Raw genomic sequence first — 18,742 nt, 5'->3', positions numbered from 1 at the left:
CTTTTTCCCTTCTCTGATGAGGTGAGCCGTGGAGGGCGGCTTCGTGGGAGAAAGGGGCTTGGAGCCGGTGTGATGTGACCCGTTCTCAGGAGGACTGTTTCGGCCTGTTTGAACGTGTTGCGTCTCTGGTGTTTGACTTGTGAGGGGTGTGAAAACATCGGAAAATAAATTTTGGTTTTTTAGATAAAAGAAAACATAACACGACGATGACTGGTGACTCACGGCTTGAAAGTTCAGCTTCTATAAGCTTGTAAATGTTGTGTCAATTAATTTTTTCGATTGCAGTATAAAGTTAGGGAGTACGAAAAGAAGCAAAAGGGCCAATGGCTAAAAAAGGTGACTTTTCAAAACTTGCCCCTTTACCGTGTCCAATAATTTGGGGTGCCTAATTTTATTTGGTGTCCAGAGTTAGCAGCGGAGTGTTTATCGTTGTTTTTCAAGTCATCATAGAAAGGGGTGTCGTCATCCGGCAGCCACTGTGCCTTTTTCCGGCCCGAAAGGTACAGAATCAGGGTCGCCGTATTACCTCGCGTGTCTCTTTCAATGGGTGACCTGAACTTTTCGGTCATGGACCCTGTTGCCACGTCGCCATATGCGCATAGAGCCTCGGCCAGTTATGAGTGCTATTTCAGGAGTTGTTTCAGACATGAAGTTGAGGAGTGTGATGGTTGCCGGTACCCTTATCGGCCTGATGTGTTCATCCGGTGCGCTGGCAGTTGAAGGGGAGCAACAACCCAATGGAGGCAAAGACACGGTCAAAGAGTTTCAGATGGAAAACAGTACGGTTACCGGTGAATATATCGAGATAGAAGCCATCAGCAGCACGAAAAATATCAAGGTGATTACCAGGGCGGACATGGAGAATAAGGGCTATGAGAGCCTCTCCGAGGTTTTAGATGATGTTCCGGGCATCAACGTGAATAAGACCGGGTACGGAGAAATTGATATTCGAGGGCAGGGGAGCCGCACCGCCAGCCGTAACATCCAGATCATGGTGGACGGGGCGCCCATTGGAGTGCTTACCCAGCACCCCTTCAAAACCGACTACAACATCATCCCCGTCGATCAGATCGAAAAGATAGAGATCATTGAAGGTGGCGGGGCTGTTTTGTACGGTAGCGGCACCGCAGGCGGAGTCATTAATATCACAACGAACCTGAAGGGGATGAACAAGCCCCAGACCTCCGCAGGGTATGAGTACGGTTCTGAGAATGAGCACCGCTGGTTCGCCAACGTTGGTTTTCAGCCTTCGGATAAACTGGTTCTCCAGGCCAACTACTCTGGAGAAAATTCAGATCTTTACTTCAAGAACACCTTCAGAAAGAGTGATTACTTTGGGTTGGGTGGTGCCTACAGGCTCACGGACAACCAGATTCTCTTCGTGAAGTACACCCATTTTGAAGAGGAAGGGGACTATGTCTACAACGTAAACAAAGAAAAACTGAGGGAGGAGGGCAGGCAGTATGTCCCCACTAAGAGAAGAGTCATCGTTGCCTACGATGAGGTGACGGGGGATTACACCTTCAAGGATGTGGATGGGTACAACCAGAGCGACAGGGAATCCAACGGCTTTAAGGTAGCCCACAGCATCAATTTTACAGACAACCTTTCTCTTATGACAGACCTTGTCTCCCAGGAGGGGACATTCCGAAACACCCACTATGAGACAAGGATACGGATTATGAGAGCTTAGGGGCCAAGCTTAAGCTGAACTGGCGCTACGGTGATCAGCAGAATCTTTTGGTGGGCGTGGACCGTATCCATCAGGAATCGACCTTCGAAGAGTATCAGCACAGTAAGAAGGCAAGCCTCTCTTTCAATTAGGAGAAAGATGTCCAGGCCCTTTTTATTCACAACAAAAGTCTCGTCTTGGCAGTTTCGAGTTTACCCAAGGGGTGAGGTGGGACGCCACGGATTGGGAGACCACCAAGCCCGAGGGGTCGGGAAGCAAGTTTGCAGGCACATCGTCCACCTTCGACAACGAACGGCGAAATGAAGCCTATGAGTTGTCGTCCGCCTGGCTCTATTCCGACACGGGACGCCTTTTTGCTAGGTACGAGCGGGGGTTCACAACCCCCGACGGCATTCAGATAACCGACGATGTGTACGTGGACAGCAAAACGCGCATCTTCCAGCCCACGGAAGCCGAAGACGAGATCTACGACACCTATGAAATCGGTATGCGGGATTACTTTCTTAACACCTTTCTCTCTTGCCACCGCCTACATCACCACCACGGACAACGAGCTCAATCGCGTTAAGGTTGTCAATGACATCGGGGCCGCCAGCTGGAAAAAAGATCGGAAGACTCTGAACCTTCTGGAGACGGAACGCTACGGCGTGGATGTATCCGCGGAACACGTGTTTGGCCGGTTGACGCTTTCGGAAAGCTACGCCTGGTCCATGGGCAAGACCGATTACAACAGCAAGGGGAAAGCCATTATCGATGCAGGCAAGAAGATCGACTGGACCGACAGCGGCCTGGAAAAGGTTCCTGAGCACAAGGTGGTCCTCACCGCAGATTACGATCTGACCCCGCAGTTGAGCGCTGGGATGACGTATAAGTATACCGGCGGGTATAAAAACTATTTCGATAAAGGGGATAAACCCGAAGACGACCTGGTGGACAGTTACGAGCTCACGGACCTGAGCCTGCGCTATGCCATGAAGGGGGGGCTTACCCTCTATGGCGGGGTCAACAATCTGTTCGACGAAACGTATTACCGCTATGTTTCCAGCGGGAGCAGCTCGTCAACAGTCTGGCCTGCCTTTGGTCTGACCCGTACATTGGGGCCAGGTACACCTTTTAGATCCGGGGTTGTCGTTTTTACTTTGTAAAATATTTTCTCGATGCACCCGCATTTCGCTTTGGTCACCCTTCGGGGAGGTCAAAACGAAGCGTGGGTGCGAACATGTCACACCCCACGCGAATGCTTTGAAAATGGTTGCATGAAGTCTGCCTCCATGCATTCGCCCCAGGGTTCCCAGGTGCCCCCACCTGGCCGCCGGAGGCTGGCTGTTCTGTTGGTTGTGCCTTTGGCGGTGAGGCATCTGTTTGGCCCTGAGAGGGCTGTTTTATTTTGTCCTTTTGTTTTACCTGTCGTACAAATAGTGGGTGATCAACGGTATCTGCTCTTTCTCGACACAGGTGAAATTTATGAGACGCTACATTCGATTTGTTATTGCTCACCCCCTTCTCGTCCTGGGGGTGCTTGCCATCATCACGGCCTACCTGGCCCCTGGCCTGGGGCTTCTGACTTTCAACAACGCCCTGGAGGCCTTTATGCCCCGGGACGATCGCGACTACCTTCAAAACGAAGCAGCCAAGGAGATCTACGGGGACAACAGCCGGTTTTTTATTATCGAGGTGTCCGGCAAGGCCATGACCCCTGCTTTTTTTGGCCGGGTGGAGAGCCTGGTGGAGGACCTTGAGGCCTACAAGGACTACCCTTCCGTGGAGATGGACGCAGGCCTAAAGCGCTTGACGACCCCGGCCCAATAACTCCCAGCCTCTGCCGAGGCCCTTCTGGAAGACCTTTCCCCCGGCCCCAGTTCCAGCGCCTGGTGGCCCGCAAGCTGGATGCGGGCCAGCCCCTGGATACCGAGGCTCTGGATGCCCTTGTCCTGTCCGTGAAAGAGAGCCTGGCCCTCATGGCCGAAGCCCCGGTGAAGCGGGTGGTCTCCCCCATGAGTGTCTCGGATATCCGCGCCGAGGGCGATGATTTGTTCACGGGCAAGCTCCTGGAAGAAGACGACGACGGAAAGCGGATCATGCCGTCAACCGGGGAAGATGTGTCGGCTGTTCTGGAGCGCATGCGGGCCAACCCGGCCTTTCGCCACGGGATCTATGCGGAAAACGCTCAAGGGGAGATCACGGATTTCGGCATCGTGGTGACCTTCAGCAAGCGTCCCCGGGTGGACCGTATTTCCCGGGAGGTCATTGCCACATCCTGGTGAGGCGCAGCAGGACCTCAAGGTGATGCCCCAGGGCTCCCCTGTGGTAAACGGGCCTCGCCAACACACGGACCTTCGCCGGTTTTTGCCCCTGGTGGTGCTGGTGATGGGGGTGACCTTTTTCATCAATTTCCGGTCGCCCCTGGGGTTTCTTCTGCCCCTGTGCTCTTTGGTGCTTTCCACGGTGTGGATCATGGGGCTCATGGGGCGGTTTGGTTACTCCATCACCCCTTTGGGGATCTCCCTTCCTCCCCTCATGGTCTCGGTGGGCAGCTCGTATGCCATCCACATCTACAACCAGTTTCTTGCAGACTCCCGGCTCATGGAGGAGAAGGGGTTTTCCGAGGGGCTCTGCCTTGCCATGGAGCACATCAGCCAGACCGTCCTCTTTGCCGGGGTGACCACCATGATCGCCTTTGCCACCCTTGCCACGAGCCGCCTGTCCGCGGTGCGGGAGTGGGGGCTCCTTTCGGCCGTTGGCGTGGTCTTCTCCGTGATCCTGGCGTCCTCCCTTATCCCGGCCATTCTCACCCTGGTGGGCAAGGTGCCCCAGGCGCCCGTGAGAAAACGCAGGCGCCACCCCGTGGACCGCTGCATCCACCTCTTCTCCTGGCTGGTGACCCGGCATCCCCGAAAGGTGGTGGCGGGCACCCTTTTTGTCCTGGGGCTTTGTGTGGTGGGCATGTACCGCCTGGAGGTGGAGTCCGACTTTCTCCTCTATTTTAAGAAAAACGACGAGATCCGCGTCAGCGCCCGGGCCGTGGGAGAGAAGTTCAAGGGCCGCTCCGGCTTCAACCTTCTGATCGACAGCGGAACCCCCGGCGGGGTCCTGGACCCGGCCTTTCTGAAACAGGTGGAGGCCATCCGCCGGGAGTTGACCCGGCCGGAGCGTGCGGACTGGTGCATCGGCCGCACAGATTCCCTCACCGATTTTCTCATGGTGATGCACCGGGCCATGAACGGGGACGACCCGGCCTTTTATCGCCTGCCCGATTCCGCGGGCGATGTGCTGGACTATTTTGAGATCTACGGGGGCGAAGACGACAACGACGACGGCAGGCCCGATGAGTTCGAGGCCTATGTGGACCCGGACTGGCAGGTGATGAACCTGTTGTGCCGCCTCTACAGCGGGGACGGGGCCTCGGTGGGCACGACCCGCACCGGCCGGATCATGGGTGAGATCGAGGCCTGGCTGGACAACTCCTTGCCCGAAGGGATCACCGCCCACATCACCGGGTTTCCCAAGATCGACGTCAAGGTCACCGATTACATTGTGAAGGGCCAGCTCTCCAGCCTCCTGTTGAGCCTTGCCGTCATCTTCGGCATTGTCCTGGTCAGGTTCCGATCGGTGCACGCCGCCTTGCTCTCCATGGTGCCCATGGGGGCTGCGGTGATGATCAACTTCGGGATCATGGGCTGGTTCGGAGTCCACCTGGACATGCTCACCAGCATCATCGCCTCCATCACCATCGGCATCGGGGTGGACGACACCATCCATTTTCTTCTGGCCTACCGTCACCACGCCAAAGCCAACCTCTCCAAGGAGGAGTCTTTGCTGCGCACCCTGGCCGTGTCGGGCCGAGCCATCAGCTACACCTCCCTGGCCCTTGTGGTGGGCTTTCTCGTGCTGGCCACCTCCAACTTCGTGGCCGTGGTCCTCTTTGGCCTGCTCATGGCCGTGACCATGACCGCCACCACCATCGGGGCCCTTCTGGTGCTGCCCTCCCTGATCCTTCTCACCGGGTTCTACCCCCGGCCTGCCGTGGCCGAAGGGATGGCACCCAAAAAGGTGGACCGCCTCATCTCCCTGTTCCGATCCCTTGAAAACAGGCCCGGTGCACTCAAATGCACCGAGGAGCCAAACCTACGAACAGAGCGAAGAGGCCTACCAGAAGGAGCAGGCCGCCTGGCTTGCCGAGGTGAAAAAGAGGAAAGAGAAGAACGGAAAATAAAAGCGATGCCTCCGGCGGCCAGGGGATAAATCCCCTGGACCCCTGGTTCGCAAATGCTCCGGGGCTCGTTCCTCGCCCTACGCACTTGCTGACGGGCTGCGCCCGTGTGGAATAGACAAGAGCGTGTAGCATGACACCTCAAAGGCTGAAAATCGGCCCATGCACTGACGCGGCTCACACACCGGAAGACATGGCATCACCCGTGATGTGCAGGGTGCATTTTATGCACCAGGGCGAATGTCTCTCAGCTGTCGAATTGAGACGGACCATGGCCGCCGGTATGTACCATGGTGGGCATGACACTTTTGCTCCCTCTGCGAACCATCCAATGCCCCCGTCTTTCCCCCTGTTGCGACCCATGGAGAGAGGGGCTCTGATGGCTGTGGTGTCCCACCAAACACAAAAAGGGCGCATCGACATGGTCGATGCGCCCTTTGGCTTTTCAGGTCAGAGAGCGGGAGCAAAGCCCCGCAAGTCTCTTAGAGGTCGTTGACGGCCTCGGTGAGTTCGGGGAGGAACTCGAGGATGTCGGCAACGATACCCACGTCCGCCACCTGGAAGATGGGGGCGTTTTCGCTCTTGTTGATGGCGATCATGAAGCCACCCTTGATGCCGCCCAGGTGCTGGAAGGAACCGCTGATGCCGCAAGCAAGGTAAACCTTGGGCTTGACGGTGCAACCGGAGGTACCAACCTGACGTGAGGGCTCGAGCCACTTGGCGTCGACGATGGGACGGGAGCAGGAGACTTCGGCGCCTGCGCCGAGGGCTTCGGCCAGCTCGTGGGCCATCTCGATGTTGTCCTCGTCTTCGATACCGCGGCCGATGGAGACGAGCAGGTCGGCTTTGGTGATGTCCACGTCGCCAGCCTCGGGCTCAACGATTTCGATGAACTTGCGCTTGGCGGACAGATCGCCGGCTGCAGCAGCTTCTACGCTGCCGCCAGCGGACTTGGATTCATCGGCTGCGAAGGTGCCGGGGCGAAGGGCCACGACAGCGCCGTTGGAAGCGTCCACGTCCACGTGGGTGTTGACTTCGCCGCCGAACTCCTGGCGTACGGTCTTGAGGGTGGTGCCGTCGGCTTCGAGACCGATGATGTCGGAAACGTAGGCAGCATCCATCTTGATGGAAAGGCCGGGGGCGCAGTCCATGGCGAAGGTGTTGTTGGCGAAGAGGACGATGGACCCTGCGGGGATGACGGTGAGCAGGGCTTTGCGAACCACTTCGGCGTTGGGGTAGGCCAGGGCGGCGTCGTCAATTTTGATGACTTTGGGGAAGATCTTGGCGGCTTCGTCGGCCACGGCGTCGATACCGGAGCCGGTGACGATGGCGGTGACATCATCGCCTACGGCCTTGGCAGCCACGACCAGTTCCATTGCAGAATCATCAAGAACGCCATCGGTGTGTACCAAATATGCAAATACCTGTGCCATTACTGCAGCCCTCCATTCGCCTTAAGGATTTCGATGAGTTTTTCGATGATCTCCTCGTTGCTTCCTTCAAGCATCTCAGCGCCATCACCGGCCTCGGGAACGAAGTAGTCGGCCTTCTTGACCTTGGCACCGGCTTCGCCAACGGCGGCGGCGTCAACGCCCAGATCGGCAGCGCCGAACTCGGGGATTTCAACACCGGAGACCTGACGGATACCGCGGATACCCACGTAGCGGGGCTCGTTGATACCGGTCTGGATGGAGAGAACGCAAGGCATTTCGATTTCGTTCATCTCCTGGTTGCCGCCCTCGATCTCACGACCGACGGTGAGCTTGCCGTCACCGGTCTCAATTTTGTTGACCAGGGACGCATAGGGGTAGTCGAGCATGGCGGCGAGCATGCCGCCCACAGCGCCGGCCCCTTCGTCGGCCTGGGCGCCGGTGAAGATGAGGTCGTAGTTGCCTTTGTCCACGCAGCCCTTAAGAATGGTGGCCACGCCTTTGCAATCGGAACCCTCGAAGGCGTCGTCGGTCAGGAGGATGCCTTTGGCAGCGCCCATGGCCATTTCACGACGGAGCACTTCGTCGGACTCGTCATCGCCAACGGTGACAACCGTTACGGTGCCGCCGACCTTGTCAACAATCTGAATGGCTTCTTCGACAGCGTAGTTGTCCCATTCGTTTACGGAGAAAACCAGATCGTCACGCTCGATGTCGTTGCCTTCGGCGTTCATTTCGATCTCGTTTTCAGCCGAGTCGGGAACTCTTTTGACACATACTAAGATTTCCATGTTATTCCTCCCAAAAAGTTAATATATACCCGAATCTTGACAATCTCGTATCTGGTGCGCCGTCAAGGGCTTACGCCCTGTGGGCGGATAGAGGCACATGATTCACAGGAATATACATGGGGCCGCCCGCGCGGCCCCATTTTGGTTGACTACTTTTCCATGTGCTGCTCAATGAGCTCGGTGAGCTCGATGGCTTCCAGCTGATCGTCGAGACCAGCCACCTTGATGGCATCTTCCATGTTGACCATGCAGAAGGGGCAGGCACAGACGATGACGTTGGCACCGGCTTCGTGGGCCATCTGGACCCTCAGCACGGCCATGCGCTCTTCTTCATGGGGCTCGTAGAAGAGCATGAGCCCGCCGCCGCTGCAGCAGAGGGAGCGGTCTCGGTTTTTCTCCATTTCTACCATCTGGAGGCCCGGAATGGCGGCCATGGCGTCACGGGGATCATCGTAGATGCCGTTGTGACGGCCCAGATAGCAGGGATCGTGATAGGTGTAGACCTTGGAGGGGTCTTCCACCGGCTTAAGCTTGATGGTGCCGTCCTTGACCTTTTTAACGATGACCTCGGAGATGTGCTCCACGGGGAGATCCAGCTCGGGGTAGTCGTTCTTCAGGGCGTTGTAGGCGTGGGGGTCGGAGGCGATGATCTTCTTGGCCCCGGACTCGTTGATGGCTTCGACGTTCTGCTCTTTCAGCTGCTGGAAGAGCATCTCTTCACCAAAACGGACCACCTCGTTGCCGCTGTCCTTCTCCTGCTTGCCGAGAATGAAGAAGTCTTCTTCGGCGGCGTCCAGGATCTTGGAGGTGCACTTGGCGATGTTGACCATGCGGTCGTCGTAGCTGGTGATGGAGTCCACGAAGTAGAGGGTGTCGGTGGTGTCACCGTTGTCCATGACCTTGACACTGCACTCTTCGGCGAACTCTTTGTCCTTGGTCCAGTCCGCACGCTTCTTCTCCACTTTACCCCAGGGGTTGCCTCGCTTGCCGAGGGCCTTCATGGGTTTCTGGAGGGTCTGGGGCACTTCGCCTTCGTCCACCAGGCCGCGGCGCAGGTCGACGATCTTGTCGATGTACTCGATGCCCAGGGGGCACTCCTGCTCGCAGGCACCGCAGGTGGTACAGGACCAGATTTCGTCGGCGGTATAAATGGAGCCAATGAGGGGCTCGCTCTTTTTCAGCTCACCGCGCAGGGGATAGTTCTTGAACATGTAGTCCCTGGCCTTGATGGTGATAAAGCGCGGGGAGAGGGGACGACCCACCAGGTTGGCCGGGCACTGGTCGGAGCAGCGTCCGCAGTCGGCACAGGTGTAGAAGTCCAGCATGTGTTTCCAGGTAAAGTCCTCGATCTTCTTGACACCGAAGGATTCCAGCTCGTCGAGCCCTTCGGCGGTGATGCCGTAAACCACGGGCTTGATGTTCCCGCGCTGGACGCGCATGAAGAGCACGTTGAACAGCGAGGTGATGACGTGGAAGTGTTTCCCCAGGGGCAGAAAGCAGAGGAAGAAGAAGAAGAGGGTGTTGTGGCAGTAGTAAGCCAGAACGTGGAGGAACTGCAGCAGGCCGTGGGGCGCGCTGGCAAAGACCTTGGAGAAGAACCAGGCCAGGGTCAGGGGAGCCAGGAAGGCCTCGTGACCGGCTGCCACGAGAACCGCTTCAAACAGGCTCTCGGTGAGCATCAGGCCCATGATGATGCAGCAGACGAACACCGCCTCGGCGGTGTGGTCGTGGCCGTACTTCTCGGGCACCGCGTAGCGGGCGGGCTTGAACACGCCGCGGCGGATGGCCGCCACGAGACAGGCAAAGAAGACGGTGGTGGCCGCGTAGTCCTTCAGGACGTTGTAAACAGCGCCCAGGGGCTGATCCGGAGCCAGCCCGGGAAGGGCAAAATCCGGGAACATCCCTATGACCACAAGGGAGCAGGTCCGGAGCGCCAGGGTCAGGAACCCGAAGAAGATCAAGATGTGGAGCACGCCGGCGAACATGTAGCGGGGCTGTTTGATCTGTCCCAGCCAGACGACCAGAACGTTTTTAAGCCGCGCCGGAATGTTACCAAACCGGCTGTTGTCAGGTGCCGCCTTGACGAGGGGGGCCAGACGTTTTGCGATGATGTAAGCAAAGATACCCACACCGACAACCACATAGAGAAACGAAATCAGCCATCCTGGGATAAATCCCAAAATCATTGAATGGGCAGGTGAAATAAGATGTTCCATACTTAGCTTTCCCTCTCTCCCTTAGTTGAAATGATACAATATCCTCAAACAGCACATAGTAATCGTGCCATTTTACTCCATAATTAAAATGAATAACCCTTCAAATGTAAATGACAAACACGGTTCCGTCAAGTAAAAAAGCTTTCACCATTTCAATCGTAAGCTTTATTGGGTAATTACACCCTTTCCTGGTATAAAGGCAAAGGTTTTATGGCATTCTGCCATGCCTCGATCAAAAAGTAGGAGAGTGAGACAAATGTTCCTTGGTTGTGCATAAAATCGAGGCAAGCGGCAAGGGAAATCGGGGTGTGCCAGGGGAAGAAATGCAAGAAAAACGCATGGCCCCGGTGCCCCTCCCGGAAAATGAATGGAGCATGTTTGTGCCAGCTCGCTTATGCCGTTTTTTTCAATGCTTGCCTCCCTTGGGGCGGTTGGCGGAGAGGGGCCCGGGAACGCCGCCCCCCTCCGCGTCAGCCTGTGGCACCGTGTGCCGCACCGTTAGGGCATCGTTAGCAGATGAACGACTCCTCGGCGATGTCCACGATGGCGCTGTTGGTGGCCTTGATCATCTCCATTTTGCCTTCGGTGACGGGGAGCACGCAGCCGGTGAAGAAGTCGAGGCTCTTGATCTGGCCTTCGTAGAAGGGGATGTCCTTCTTCTTGGCCTTTTCAAGGCCCTTGGCCGCGGAGGTCCCTCGCCAGAGGAGCATCCAGGCCATCACCACGTCGCCGGTCACCTCCAGGAAGGGGTGGGCGTAGGCAAAGGCGCTCTGCACCTTCTCGCTCATGGCGGTTTTGCCCATGTGCATGGCCAGCTCGCCGAGCTTCATGAGGGAGGCCTCCACCTTGGCGGCAAAGGGGGCCAGGACCTCGTACTCTTTGGCCGCGGCCACGGTTTTGCCGATCTCGCCCATGAGGTCCATGAAGACCTTGCCCTTTTTCATGCCGAGCTTGCGGCCCAAAAGGTCCATGGCCTGGATGCCGTTGGTGCCTTCGTAGATCATGGTGATGCGGCAGTCGCGCAGGAGCTGGGCCACGGGGTACTCCTCGATGAAGCCGTAGCCGCCGTAAACCTGAACGGCGTGGCTGCACATCTCAAAGGCGCGGTCCGTGACATAGCCCTTGGCCACCGGGGTGAGGATCTCGATGAGGCCCTCGTACATGGCCTTGGTCTCTTCGTCCTCGGCCACGTGGGTGTAGTCCCGCAGCAGGCCCATGTAGTAGATGGTGCTTCGCATGGCCTCCACGTAAGCCTTCATGGTGAGGAGCTGGCGCCGCACATCCGGGTGCTGGATGATGGGCACACCGCCGTCCTTGGGCTTGGTGAGGTTGGCCCCCTGGACCCTCTGCTTGGCGTAGTCCAGGGCGTACATGTAAGCGGCGGTGGCGCAGGCAAAGCCCTGCATCCCCACGTGGAGGCGCGCCTCGTTCATCATGAGGAACATGTGGGCCATGCCCTTGTTCTCTTCGCCGATGAGGGTGCCCACGCACTGGCCCTTGCCGCCCAGGGTGAGGGAGCAGGTGCAGTTGCCGTGGATGCCCATCTTGTGCTCGATACCGGTGCAGACCACGTCGTTGAAGGCGCCCAGGCTGCCGTCTTCGTTGACGAGGTACTTGGGCACGAGGAAGAGGCTGATGCCGCGGGTGCCGGCGGGGGCTCCTTCGATGCGGGCCAGGACCGGGTGGATGATGTTGTCCACCATCTCGTGCTCGCCGCCGGAGATGAAGATCTTGGAGCCGCTGATGGAGTAGGTGCCGTCATCGTTCTTCTTGGCCACGGTCTCCAGGGCCCCTACGTCGGAGCCTGCGCAGGGCTCGGTGAGGAGCATGGTGCCGCCCCACTCACCGGTGTAGAGTTTTTTCAGGTAGGTGGCCTTCTGCTCGTCGGTGCCGAAGGACTCCACGAGCTTGCCGGCGCCGTGGGTGAGGTTGCCGTACATCATGAAGGGGTAGTTGGCCCCGTTGAAGTACTCGGCGGCTGCCTGGCCCACCACGTGGGGCATGCCCTGGCCCCCCCACTTGGGATCTTCGGTCATGGCCAGCCACTCCCCTTCGTTGAAGAGGTCGTAGACGCGCTTGAAGGAGTCGGGCACGATGACCTTGCCGGCGTCGAAGGTGCACCCCTGCTCATCCCCGTCCTTGTTGATGGGGAGAAGCTCTTTGACGGCCAGGTTGCGCGCTTCGTTGACGATCATGTCCACGGTTTTTTTGTTGAACTCGGCAAACCTGTCGTTTTTGCTTAAGTTGCCCACCTCGAACTGTTCATGCACGACAACTTGCGGCAACATCGCTCTGAAATGACTTGAGCCATGTTTCCTTCTCTCCTTAGAACCTAATGTTGTTAAAGGCGCGGCCAAGATGGCCCCGCCGTTCTCTTTCATGTGGTCGGTTACGACTCGGTGTTGCCGATGCCTCGCATGTATAGGTCCACCAGGGGGTCGGCCATGGAGGCCAGATCGTAACGGCCGCCGGCCAGGACCCAGGTGTTGATGACCTCTTCCACGGCCCCTAAGATGAAGCGCTTGACCAGGCCGAGGTAGAGGTCTTTGCGCATGCACCCCTCCTCCTGTCCCTTCTCCACGATCTCTCCCACCAGGTTGCGGTACTGCTTGGAGATCTGGTTGATCTGTTCGGTGAGGGCGTCTGATTTTCTTACCTGACGGGATTCGGCCTGGAAGACCACGGCCAGCCCTTTGTCGGCCTGGAAGGCGGTGAGCTGGTTCCGGATCAGGCTGCGGAGCTTCTCTTCGGAGTGGTCGCAGTGGGCCACGGCATCGTAGAACTGGTCAAAAATCTGCTTGGCACGAAACGAGAAGATCTGGAGGAGGATGTCCTCCTTGTTCTTGAAGTAGAGGTAGATGGTGCCGTCGGCAACACCGGCTTCCCGAGCGATCTGAGCCACGGTGGTCTGGTAGTAGCCCTGCTTGGCAAAGACGGTGATGGCTGCTTCTATGATAAGATGATATTTGTCTGATTTCATATGGTTCCAGTTGATACGCCTGGGAATTTGGGGGAAAACCGACTCCCCGGTTGATTATGAATGAATGCCCATTCAATACTATGAGAAATGGCGCATTTTTGTCAAGGCAATTTCTTATGATCCCTGTGTCTCCGTTGTTAAATCAGCGTGATACGAGAGGCGAGTATTTTATTTGGCGGCATGGAAATTGCTTTTATAACTAAGGTCCGGAAAAGGAACACAGAAACGGTATCGGCCCGGGGGCCTGGAGGGCCTGTGCTGGAAAAAGGGACCCAGGAAGGGTATAAGCGAAAAGGGGCCGCCTTTGAGCGGCATGGATCAACCAAGGGAGACGAATATAAGGATGAAACAGTTTGCGGTCATCGGCATTGAAGGGGTACCACGGATGGTACCTGGCCTGCCACCTCTATGAGAAGGGCCATGAAGTCCTGGCCATCGACGCGGACGCGGGCCTGGTCCAGAAGATCAAGGGGCACGTGAGCCGGGCCCTGGTGGCCGACACCACGGACCCGGAGGCCATCGCCGGCCTGGGCCTTGCCGAGATGGACCGGGTGGTTGTCTGCATCGGTTCGATCCTGAGCAACTCCATCCTGACGGTGTTGAACCTTCAGGAGCTCGGGGTCACCAACCTCATGGCCAAGTCCATCAGCGAGCCCCATACCCGAATTCTCCATAAGATCGGTGTTGGGGAGGTCTTTTTCCCGGAAAAGGACCTGGCCATCTCCATGGCCGAAAAGCTTCACACCCCGGACATGCTGGACTACCTCCCCTTCATCGAGGGCCACGGCATCGTGCAGATGGCCGTGCCCGCCCCCTTTATCGGAAAAAGCCTCAAAGAGCTCAACCTCATCAACCGCTTCGGGGTGCAGGTGGTGGCCATCAAGGAGTTCGTGCCGGAGAAGATGCACATGATCCCCACCGCGGATTTTGTCCTCAAGGAGAGCGACATGATGGTGTGCCGACGGATGCAAGTCGAGAAGATCAGGAAGGTCGAGGGGGTAAAAGGAGGAAAGGGCAAAAGGGGAAAGGCGAAAAGGCAAAAGGCTAAGGGCTAAAGAGCAGGGTGGCAAGGGGGTTAAGCTGTCTCCTGCCTTGTGCCGAGCATGTGCGACTCTGGGGCTGTAGCCCCTTGCCGCCGGAGGCGTTGTCTTGTCCTTCAAAGAAAAGGCGTTTGTCTTCCCGCATCAGGCTGCGGGGGAAAACGCCTTTTGTTGTTCCAGGCGCCTGGAGAGTCGGGAAACCGCGTAGATGAGGGCAAAGTAGAGGAGGCCCACGGCAAGGTAGACCTCAAAGGCACGGAAGGTGCGGGTGTAGATGAGCTGGCTGGCCCGGGTGAGTTCGGTGATGGCCAGCACCGAAACCAGGGAAGACTCCTTGAGGGTGGCTGAGAAGGCATTCACCAAAGGGGGGGTGGCCGTTCGGAGGGCCTGGGCACCACGTAGCCCAGGGCCTGGAGGCGGGAAAGGCCAAGAGCCGTGGCCGCTTCCTTTTGGCCGGAAGGCACGGAAAAAAGGGCGCCCCGGATGATCTCGGAGATGTAGGCCCCACCGTTGAGGCCCAGGGCCCAGGACCCCCGCCGCAGTGCTGGACAGGGTGATGCCGATGGAGGGCAGGCCGTAGTAGATAAAAAAGAGCTGGATGAGAAGGGGCGTGCCCCGAAACACCTCCACATACGGGGAGAGAAGCCTTCTGAACAAGGGGCTCTCCGAGCGGAGGACCCCCACCCCGATGCCCAGGGCCAGGGCCAGGATAAAGGCGGCTGCCGAAAGGCCCAGGGTTACCTTGTGAGCCCATCCATGAGAAGGGGCCAGCCCCGCTGGAGCACGTCAAATTGAAAGTCTTCCATTGTATGTGACTCCTGTAACGATTGCGATAATGGACACGTTGCAACAACGTATCGTGTGACTTCAAAGCGTGTGAATCAGCCCGCACAAACCCTCAGCGTTTCTGTCGGGCGAAGCCCGATCCGAAGGCCATTGCGCTTTGGCCCGAGGAACGAGGGACAAAGCGCAATGGCAATAAGCTTTCGAGGTGGCTCACCTCGCCGCCGGAGGCAGGCTTTTCTTACCCACTTTAACCATAGAAGGCATGCTTTTGATTACATGGCCAGCCAGCGGTCATGGATGGCGGCGTATTCGCCGCTTGCTTTCAGGCGGCCGAGGGCTGCGTTGACCTCACCGGTGAGGGCATCAGGCGCCTTTTTTCATCACGGCCACGAATCAGCTTAGTCAGGGGCGCGCCCACCACCTTAAAGGACGAGTCCACCTTGTTCTGGCGTAGGGCGTAGGTGATGCCCACCAGCACCGCGTCGATGCGGCCGAACTTTAAGTCGGCAAAGGCCTCGGGGTTGTAGTTGTATCGCTTGAGGCTCTTGAACCGCTCTTTCATGCCGTCGGCCAGCTGCTCGCTTTCGGAGCCCACCTGAACCCCCACGGTCTTGCCCGAGAGGTCGGCAAGGCCTTTGATGTCCTTGTTTTTGGCGCTGACCACGATGACGTCTGCCAGGCGGTAATAGACGTCGCTGAAGTTGGCGTTGGCGTGGCGGGCCTCGGACTTGGACATGCAGGTGAGAAGCATGTCAAAATCCCCCTTGCCCAGGCCGCCCAGGAGTCCCCTCCCATTCAGCGTCCACAAAGCGCACCGACGCCCGTATTACCTTGGCCAGGGCTCTGGCCAGGTCCTCGTCAAACCCTTCAAAGTTACCGTTTTCAGGGTTTTTGGACTCAAAGGGCGGGTACTGGGCGCAAAAGCCCACCACCACTTCCTTTTGGGACCGGATTTTTTCCAAAGATCCGTCGGATGCCAGGGCAACGCCGCTGATAAAAAGTGACGCAAAAAGCGCAGATATGATTCGTTTCATGGGTTTCTCCTTTTTGATGCCTCCGGCGGCCCTGCCGGGGGCGAATTGTTTGAAAAGTTGGATAAACAGGTTTTAAAATCGGTTTTTCAAGGCTCTGCCAAAAGTCGTCGACAAGCTTTGGTGTGTAGGGAACGTTTTTTGCGGCGCTTTTTTTCAGCTTTCATCCACGGCGTCAAAGGGGGCGCAGAGGCCGTTTTCCTGCATCAGGGCGGAGAGTTCTTCAAAAAAGACCCCCATGCCCTTGACCATGGCGAGGTTGGCCATCTGCTCGGGCAGGGTGGTGCTCCCTGTGATCTCGCCCCCTGTGTAGCCGGTGCAGGTTTTCCGCACCCCGCAGTTGGGGCTTCCGTCCATGCCCACCACCCCTTCAATGGTGCAGCCGTCGTCGACAAGGAGTTTCAGCTGGTCCACCACCGGTGCCAGGAGGGTGCGGCAGTGGGCCCTGAAAGCCGGGACATCGTACTGCTCTTTGGTCATGCCCCAGCGCTTCATTCCGAGGTAGGAGAGCTCGGGGCAGGGGAGCTGCACCAGCCCCACGCCCTTTTCAAGGCAGGGGGCGATGACCTCCTGGTAGGTCCCTGCGGTTCGAGCCAGGGGATGGATTTTGGCGTTGGCGTTGAGGATGCAGTGGCACACCACCATCACGCGTTTTTTTCGGTGCATGGGAGCCTCCCGGGCTGTGACTGGTCATTGTTGGGGGTATTCGGTGGGGTGAAGGAAAGTCGAAACCGGGAGAAGATGTCAAATTGTTTGAATAGATGTTTTCGTATCGATTTATAGAAATGATCTATGCGGCTGCCGAAAGCTTTGAGGGGTAAGGGATTTCAACATCTCTGGATCGTTGAGTTTTGCAAAAGGTATGGTAAAATAGAACCCAAACCCTTTCCATGAGTCCTCCCATTTATTGTCCCGCGATTTTTTTTGCGTCTCCTCCTGCCGGTCCGGCGTAGCGTCCCAAAGCCGTTTTGGGGTTTTTCGTCGGGTGCGCTGTCAGGGCACCCGTTTTCTTCAACCCCTTCTATGGATGACAAAAAGGTGGACCATGAGCGACATACCCCGCGTGACCCCTCAGGAGATGCAGGGCAAGCTGGCCCGCAAGGCGGCCTGGCTGGTCTGTGCCTATGAGGCGGAGGAGAGGTTCAGGCAGATGCACCTGGACGGGGCCATATCCCTGGAGCGGTTTCAGAGGCGCCTGCCCATGATGCCCAGGGCCACTGAGGTGGTGTTTTATTGCAATTGACCCGATGAACACAGCGCCGCAGGTCTTGCGGCCACATTGATTGCCGGAGGGTTTCCCAATGCCAAAGCACTCAAGGGCGGGGTGGAGGGGTGGAAGGAGGCGGGGCTTGTGGTGCTTTCCCCGTAAACGGTTGGCTGGAATCATTCTCGTTGCCCTGCTCGGGCTTTCGTCACCCGGGGGCGCGGCACCTGCCATGGACCTGCCGGAAGGGTTTCACATCTCGGTGTTCACCGACCAGGTTCCCCATGCCAGGGCCCTGGCCCGGGGACCTTCCGGGGTCTGGTTTGTGGGGACCCGCCGGGATCGGGTCTATCTGGTGAGTGACGACGACGGAGACGGACAGGCTGAGTCTGTGCGGGTGCTTCTCTCCGGCCTCAACCGCCCCAACGGGGTGGCCTTTCGGGACGGGGACCTTTTTGTGGGAGAGATTCACCGCATCCTGCGCTACCCCAGGATCATGGATCGCCTTGATGCACCGCCGAAGCCTGAGGTGGTGGCCCGCTATCCGGACAGGCGGTGGCACGGCCTCAAAGTGATTCGCTTTGGCCCGGACGGGTTGCTCTACGTACCCGTGGGTGCTCCCTGCAACGTGTGCGACACCTCCGGCACCCTGTTCGGAACCATCACCACCTTAGATGTTGCCACGGGAAAAGTGGGGGTGTTTGCCCGCGGGGTGCGCAACTCCGTGGGCCTGGACTGGCACCCCGGCACCGGGCAGCTCTGGTTCACCGACAACGGCCGGGACCACCTGGGCGACGACCTGCCGCCGGACGAATTGAACCATGCCCCGCAGCCCGGTCTTCACTTTGGCTTTCCCTACCGCCATGGCGCCGACCTTTCGGACCCGGGCTTTAAAACCGTGCCCGACGGGCTCTCCCTCACCCCGCCTGCTCAGCCCCTGGGACCCCATGTGGCCTCCCTTGGGATGCGCTTTTATTCAGGCACACGGTTTCCCCCCGAATACCGCAACCAAATCTTTATCTGCGAGCACGGTTCCTGGAACCGCTCGGAAAAGATCGGGTACCGCATCTCCCTTGTCCGCCTTTCCGGCAACACCCCCGTCTCCTACGAGCCCTTTGCCACAGGCTGGCACCGTGGCGATGAGGTCTTCGGCCGCCCCGTGGACCTTGAGGTGATGGGGGACGGCAGCCTCCTTGTCTCAGATGATCACGCCGGAACCCTCTATCGGATTGACTGGAAAGGGATGTAAAAAGCAGGCCTTCGGCGGCAAGGTGGGGGCACCTTGAAACCCTGTGGCGACTGCATGGTGGCAGCCATCATCCAACCGCTATCGGGGCATTCGCGCAGGGTGTGACGCCTCT

The 18,742-nt window shown here is 58.0% G+C and carries 17 protein-coding genes and 1 pseudogene; 9 read left to right on the top strand and 9 right to left on the bottom strand.

The genetic code is table 11. The features are described 5' to 3' along the window. Nucleotides 1–646 precede the first annotated feature (646 nt). The 6 genes from ACOYW1_RS27250 (at nt 647) to ACOYW1_RS27225 (ending at nt 5,935) form a co-directional block, all read left to right on the top strand. On the top strand, nt 647–1,693 hold the full coding sequence (locus ACOYW1_RS27250) for a TonB-dependent receptor (RefSeq protein WP_482420460.1): 1,047 nt from the start codon (nt 647–649) through the stop codon (nt 1,691–1,693). A 202-nt stretch (nt 1,694–1,895) separates the two neighbouring features. Then, the gene (locus ACOYW1_RS27245) at nt 1,896–2,261 is read left to right on the top strand and encodes a hypothetical protein (RefSeq protein ID WP_482420459.1); all 366 of its coding nucleotides are present in this window, start codon (nt 1,896–1,898) and stop codon (nt 2,259–2,261) included. Continuing rightward, complete coding sequence (locus ACOYW1_RS27240) at nt 2,170–2,838, top strand: TonB-dependent receptor domain-containing protein (protein ID WP_482420458.1); 669 nt, start codon at nt 2,170–2,172, stop codon at nt 2,836–2,838. The genes ACOYW1_RS27245 and ACOYW1_RS27240 overlap by 92 nt, the downstream gene beginning before the upstream one ends. A gap of 319 nt (nt 2,839–3,157) precedes the next feature. Further along, nucleotides 3,158–3,502, top strand: a complete 345-nt coding sequence (locus tag ACOYW1_RS27235) for a hypothetical protein (RefSeq protein ID WP_482420457.1) — start codon at nt 3,158–3,160, stop codon at nt 3,500–3,502. Between the two features lie 62 nt (nt 3,503–3,564). Continuing rightward, on the top strand, nt 3,565–3,957 hold the full coding sequence (locus tag ACOYW1_RS27230) for a hypothetical protein (RefSeq protein ID WP_482420456.1): 393 nt from the start codon (nt 3,565–3,567) through the stop codon (nt 3,955–3,957). Next, entirely contained in the window at nt 3,941–5,935 is a 1,995-nt protein-coding gene (locus ACOYW1_RS27225; protein WP_482420455.1) for an efflux RND transporter permease subunit, read from the top strand. Before ACOYW1_RS27230 ends, ACOYW1_RS27225 begins: the two co-directional genes overlap by 17 nt. Before the next feature lie 450 nt (nt 5,936–6,385). Here ACOYW1_RS27225 and ACOYW1_RS27220 read toward each other — a convergent pair whose 3' ends face one another. The 5 genes and pseudogenes from ACOYW1_RS27220 to ACOYW1_RS27200 form a co-directional block, all read right to left on the bottom strand. Continuing rightward, on the bottom strand, nt 6,386–7,336 hold the full coding sequence (locus ACOYW1_RS27220; RefSeq protein ID WP_482418542.1) for an electron transfer flavoprotein subunit alpha/FixB family protein: 951 nt from the start codon (nt 7,334–7,336) through the stop codon (nt 6,386–6,388). Further along, complete coding sequence (locus tag ACOYW1_RS27215) at nt 7,336–8,124, bottom strand: electron transfer flavoprotein subunit beta/FixA family protein (protein ID WP_180138121.1); 789 nt, start codon at nt 8,122–8,124, stop codon at nt 7,336–7,338. The genes ACOYW1_RS27220 and ACOYW1_RS27215 overlap by 1 nt, the downstream gene beginning before the upstream one ends. Before the next feature lie 149 nt (nt 8,125–8,273). After that, nucleotides 8,274–10,340: a (Fe-S)-binding protein gene (locus ACOYW1_RS27210; RefSeq protein ID WP_482418541.1), complete on the bottom strand. Its 2,067-nt coding sequence runs from the start codon at nt 10,338–10,340 to the stop codon at nt 8,274–8,276. 509 nt (nt 10,341–10,849) lie between these two features. Beyond that, a pseudogene (locus ACOYW1_RS27205) lies at nt 10,850–12,651 on the bottom strand (acyl-CoA dehydrogenase family protein). A gap of 78 nt (nt 12,652–12,729) precedes the next feature. After that, nucleotides 12,730–13,320: a TetR/AcrR family transcriptional regulator gene (locus tag ACOYW1_RS27200; protein WP_482418539.1), complete on the bottom strand. Its 591-nt coding sequence runs from the start codon at nt 13,318–13,320 to the stop codon at nt 12,730–12,732. A 353-nt stretch (nt 13,321–13,673) separates the two neighbouring features. Between ACOYW1_RS27200 and ACOYW1_RS27195 the strand changes: the two genes are divergently transcribed. After that, nucleotides 13,674–14,375 (top strand): potassium channel family protein, encoded by a 702-nt coding sequence (locus ACOYW1_RS27195; protein ID WP_482420454.1) that lies wholly within the window; start codon nt 13,674–13,676, stop codon nt 14,373–14,375. A 129-nt stretch (nt 14,376–14,504) separates the two neighbouring features. On the opposite strand, the gene ACOYW1_RS27190 is transcribed toward ACOYW1_RS27195, so the two are convergent. From ACOYW1_RS27190 to ACOYW1_RS27175, 4 genes are all read right to left on the bottom strand, one after another. Beyond that, nucleotides 14,505–15,095 carry an ABC transporter permease subunit gene (locus ACOYW1_RS27190; RefSeq protein WP_482423835.1) on the bottom strand — a complete coding sequence of 197 codons (591 nt, stop codon included), beginning with the start codon at nt 15,093–15,095 and terminating at the stop codon, nt 14,505–14,507. Between the two features lie 373 nt (nt 15,096–15,468). Next, a complete protein-coding gene (locus ACOYW1_RS27185; protein ID WP_482420453.1) occupies nt 15,469–15,897 on the bottom strand; it encodes a substrate-binding periplasmic protein in 429 nt (142 codons plus the stop codon). Nucleotide 15,898: 1 nt separating this feature from the next. Then, nucleotides 15,899–16,180, bottom strand: a complete 282-nt coding sequence (locus tag ACOYW1_RS27180) for a transporter substrate-binding domain-containing protein (protein WP_482420452.1) — start codon at nt 16,178–16,180, stop codon at nt 15,899–15,901. Between the two features lie 153 nt (nt 16,181–16,333). Further along, nucleotides 16,334–16,843 carry a CD3072 family TudS-related putative desulfidase gene (locus ACOYW1_RS27175; protein WP_482420451.1) on the bottom strand — a complete coding sequence of 170 codons (510 nt, stop codon included), beginning with the start codon at nt 16,841–16,843 and terminating at the stop codon, nt 16,334–16,336. Between the two features lie 379 nt (nt 16,844–17,222). Here ACOYW1_RS27175 and ACOYW1_RS27170 point away from each other — a divergent pair, with 379 nt between their 5' ends. Both ACOYW1_RS27170 and ACOYW1_RS27165 read left to right on the top strand, forming a co-directional pair. Beyond that, nucleotides 17,223–17,420 (top strand): rhodanese-like domain-containing protein, encoded by a 198-nt coding sequence (locus ACOYW1_RS27170; RefSeq protein ID WP_482418534.1) that lies wholly within the window; start codon nt 17,223–17,225, stop codon nt 17,418–17,420. Nucleotides 17,421–17,526: 106 nt separating this feature from the next. Beyond that, complete coding sequence (locus tag ACOYW1_RS27165; RefSeq protein ID WP_482420450.1) at nt 17,527–18,630, top strand: PQQ-dependent sugar dehydrogenase; 1,104 nt, start codon at nt 17,527–17,529, stop codon at nt 18,628–18,630. Nucleotides 18,631–18,742 lie beyond the last annotated feature (112 nt).

Source organism: Desulfoluna sp. CYM3A (assembly GCF_056829965.1).
The sequence above is the reverse complement of the archived record's forward strand: the minus strand, read 5'-3'. Positions and strand labels throughout refer to the sequence as shown.

Coding starts and splice junctions, on each gene's coding strand:
- ACOYW1_RS27250 (WP_482420460.1), top strand. CDS start 647: ATGAAGTTGAGGAGTGTGATGGTTGCCGGTACCCTTATCGGCCTGATG.
- ACOYW1_RS27240 (WP_482420458.1), top strand. CDS start 2,170: ATGAAATCGGTATGCGGGATTACTTTCTTAACACCTTTCTCTCTTGCC.
- ACOYW1_RS27235 (WP_482420457.1), top strand. CDS start 3,158: ATGAGACGCTACATTCGATTTGTTATTGCTCACCCCCTTCTCGTCCTG.
- ACOYW1_RS27220 (WP_482418542.1), bottom strand. CDS start 7,336: ATGGCACAGGTATTTGCATATTTGGTACACACCGATGGCGTTCTTGAT.
- ACOYW1_RS27215 (WP_180138121.1), bottom strand. CDS start 8,124: ATGGAAATCTTAGTATGTGTCAAAAGAGTTCCCGACTCGGCTGAAAAC.
- ACOYW1_RS27210 (WP_482418541.1), bottom strand. CDS start 10,340: ATGGAACATCTTATTTCACCTGCCCATTCAATGATTTTGGGATTTATC.
- ACOYW1_RS27200 (WP_482418539.1), bottom strand. CDS start 13,320: ATGAAATCAGACAAATATCATCTTATCATAGAAGCAGCCATCACCGTC.
- ACOYW1_RS27185 (WP_482420453.1), bottom strand. CDS start 15,897: ATGCTTCTCACCTGCATGTCCAAGTCCGAGGCCCGCCACGCCAACGCC.
- ACOYW1_RS27180 (WP_482420452.1), bottom strand. CDS start 16,180: ATGAAACGAATCATATCTGCGCTTTTTGCGTCACTTTTTATCAGCGGC.
- ACOYW1_RS27175 (WP_482420451.1), bottom strand. CDS start 16,843: ATGCACCGAAAAAAACGCGTGATGGTGGTGTGCCACTGCATCCTCAAC.
- ACOYW1_RS27170 (WP_482418534.1), top strand. CDS start 17,223: ATGAGCGACATACCCCGCGTGACCCCTCAGGAGATGCAGGGCAAGCTG.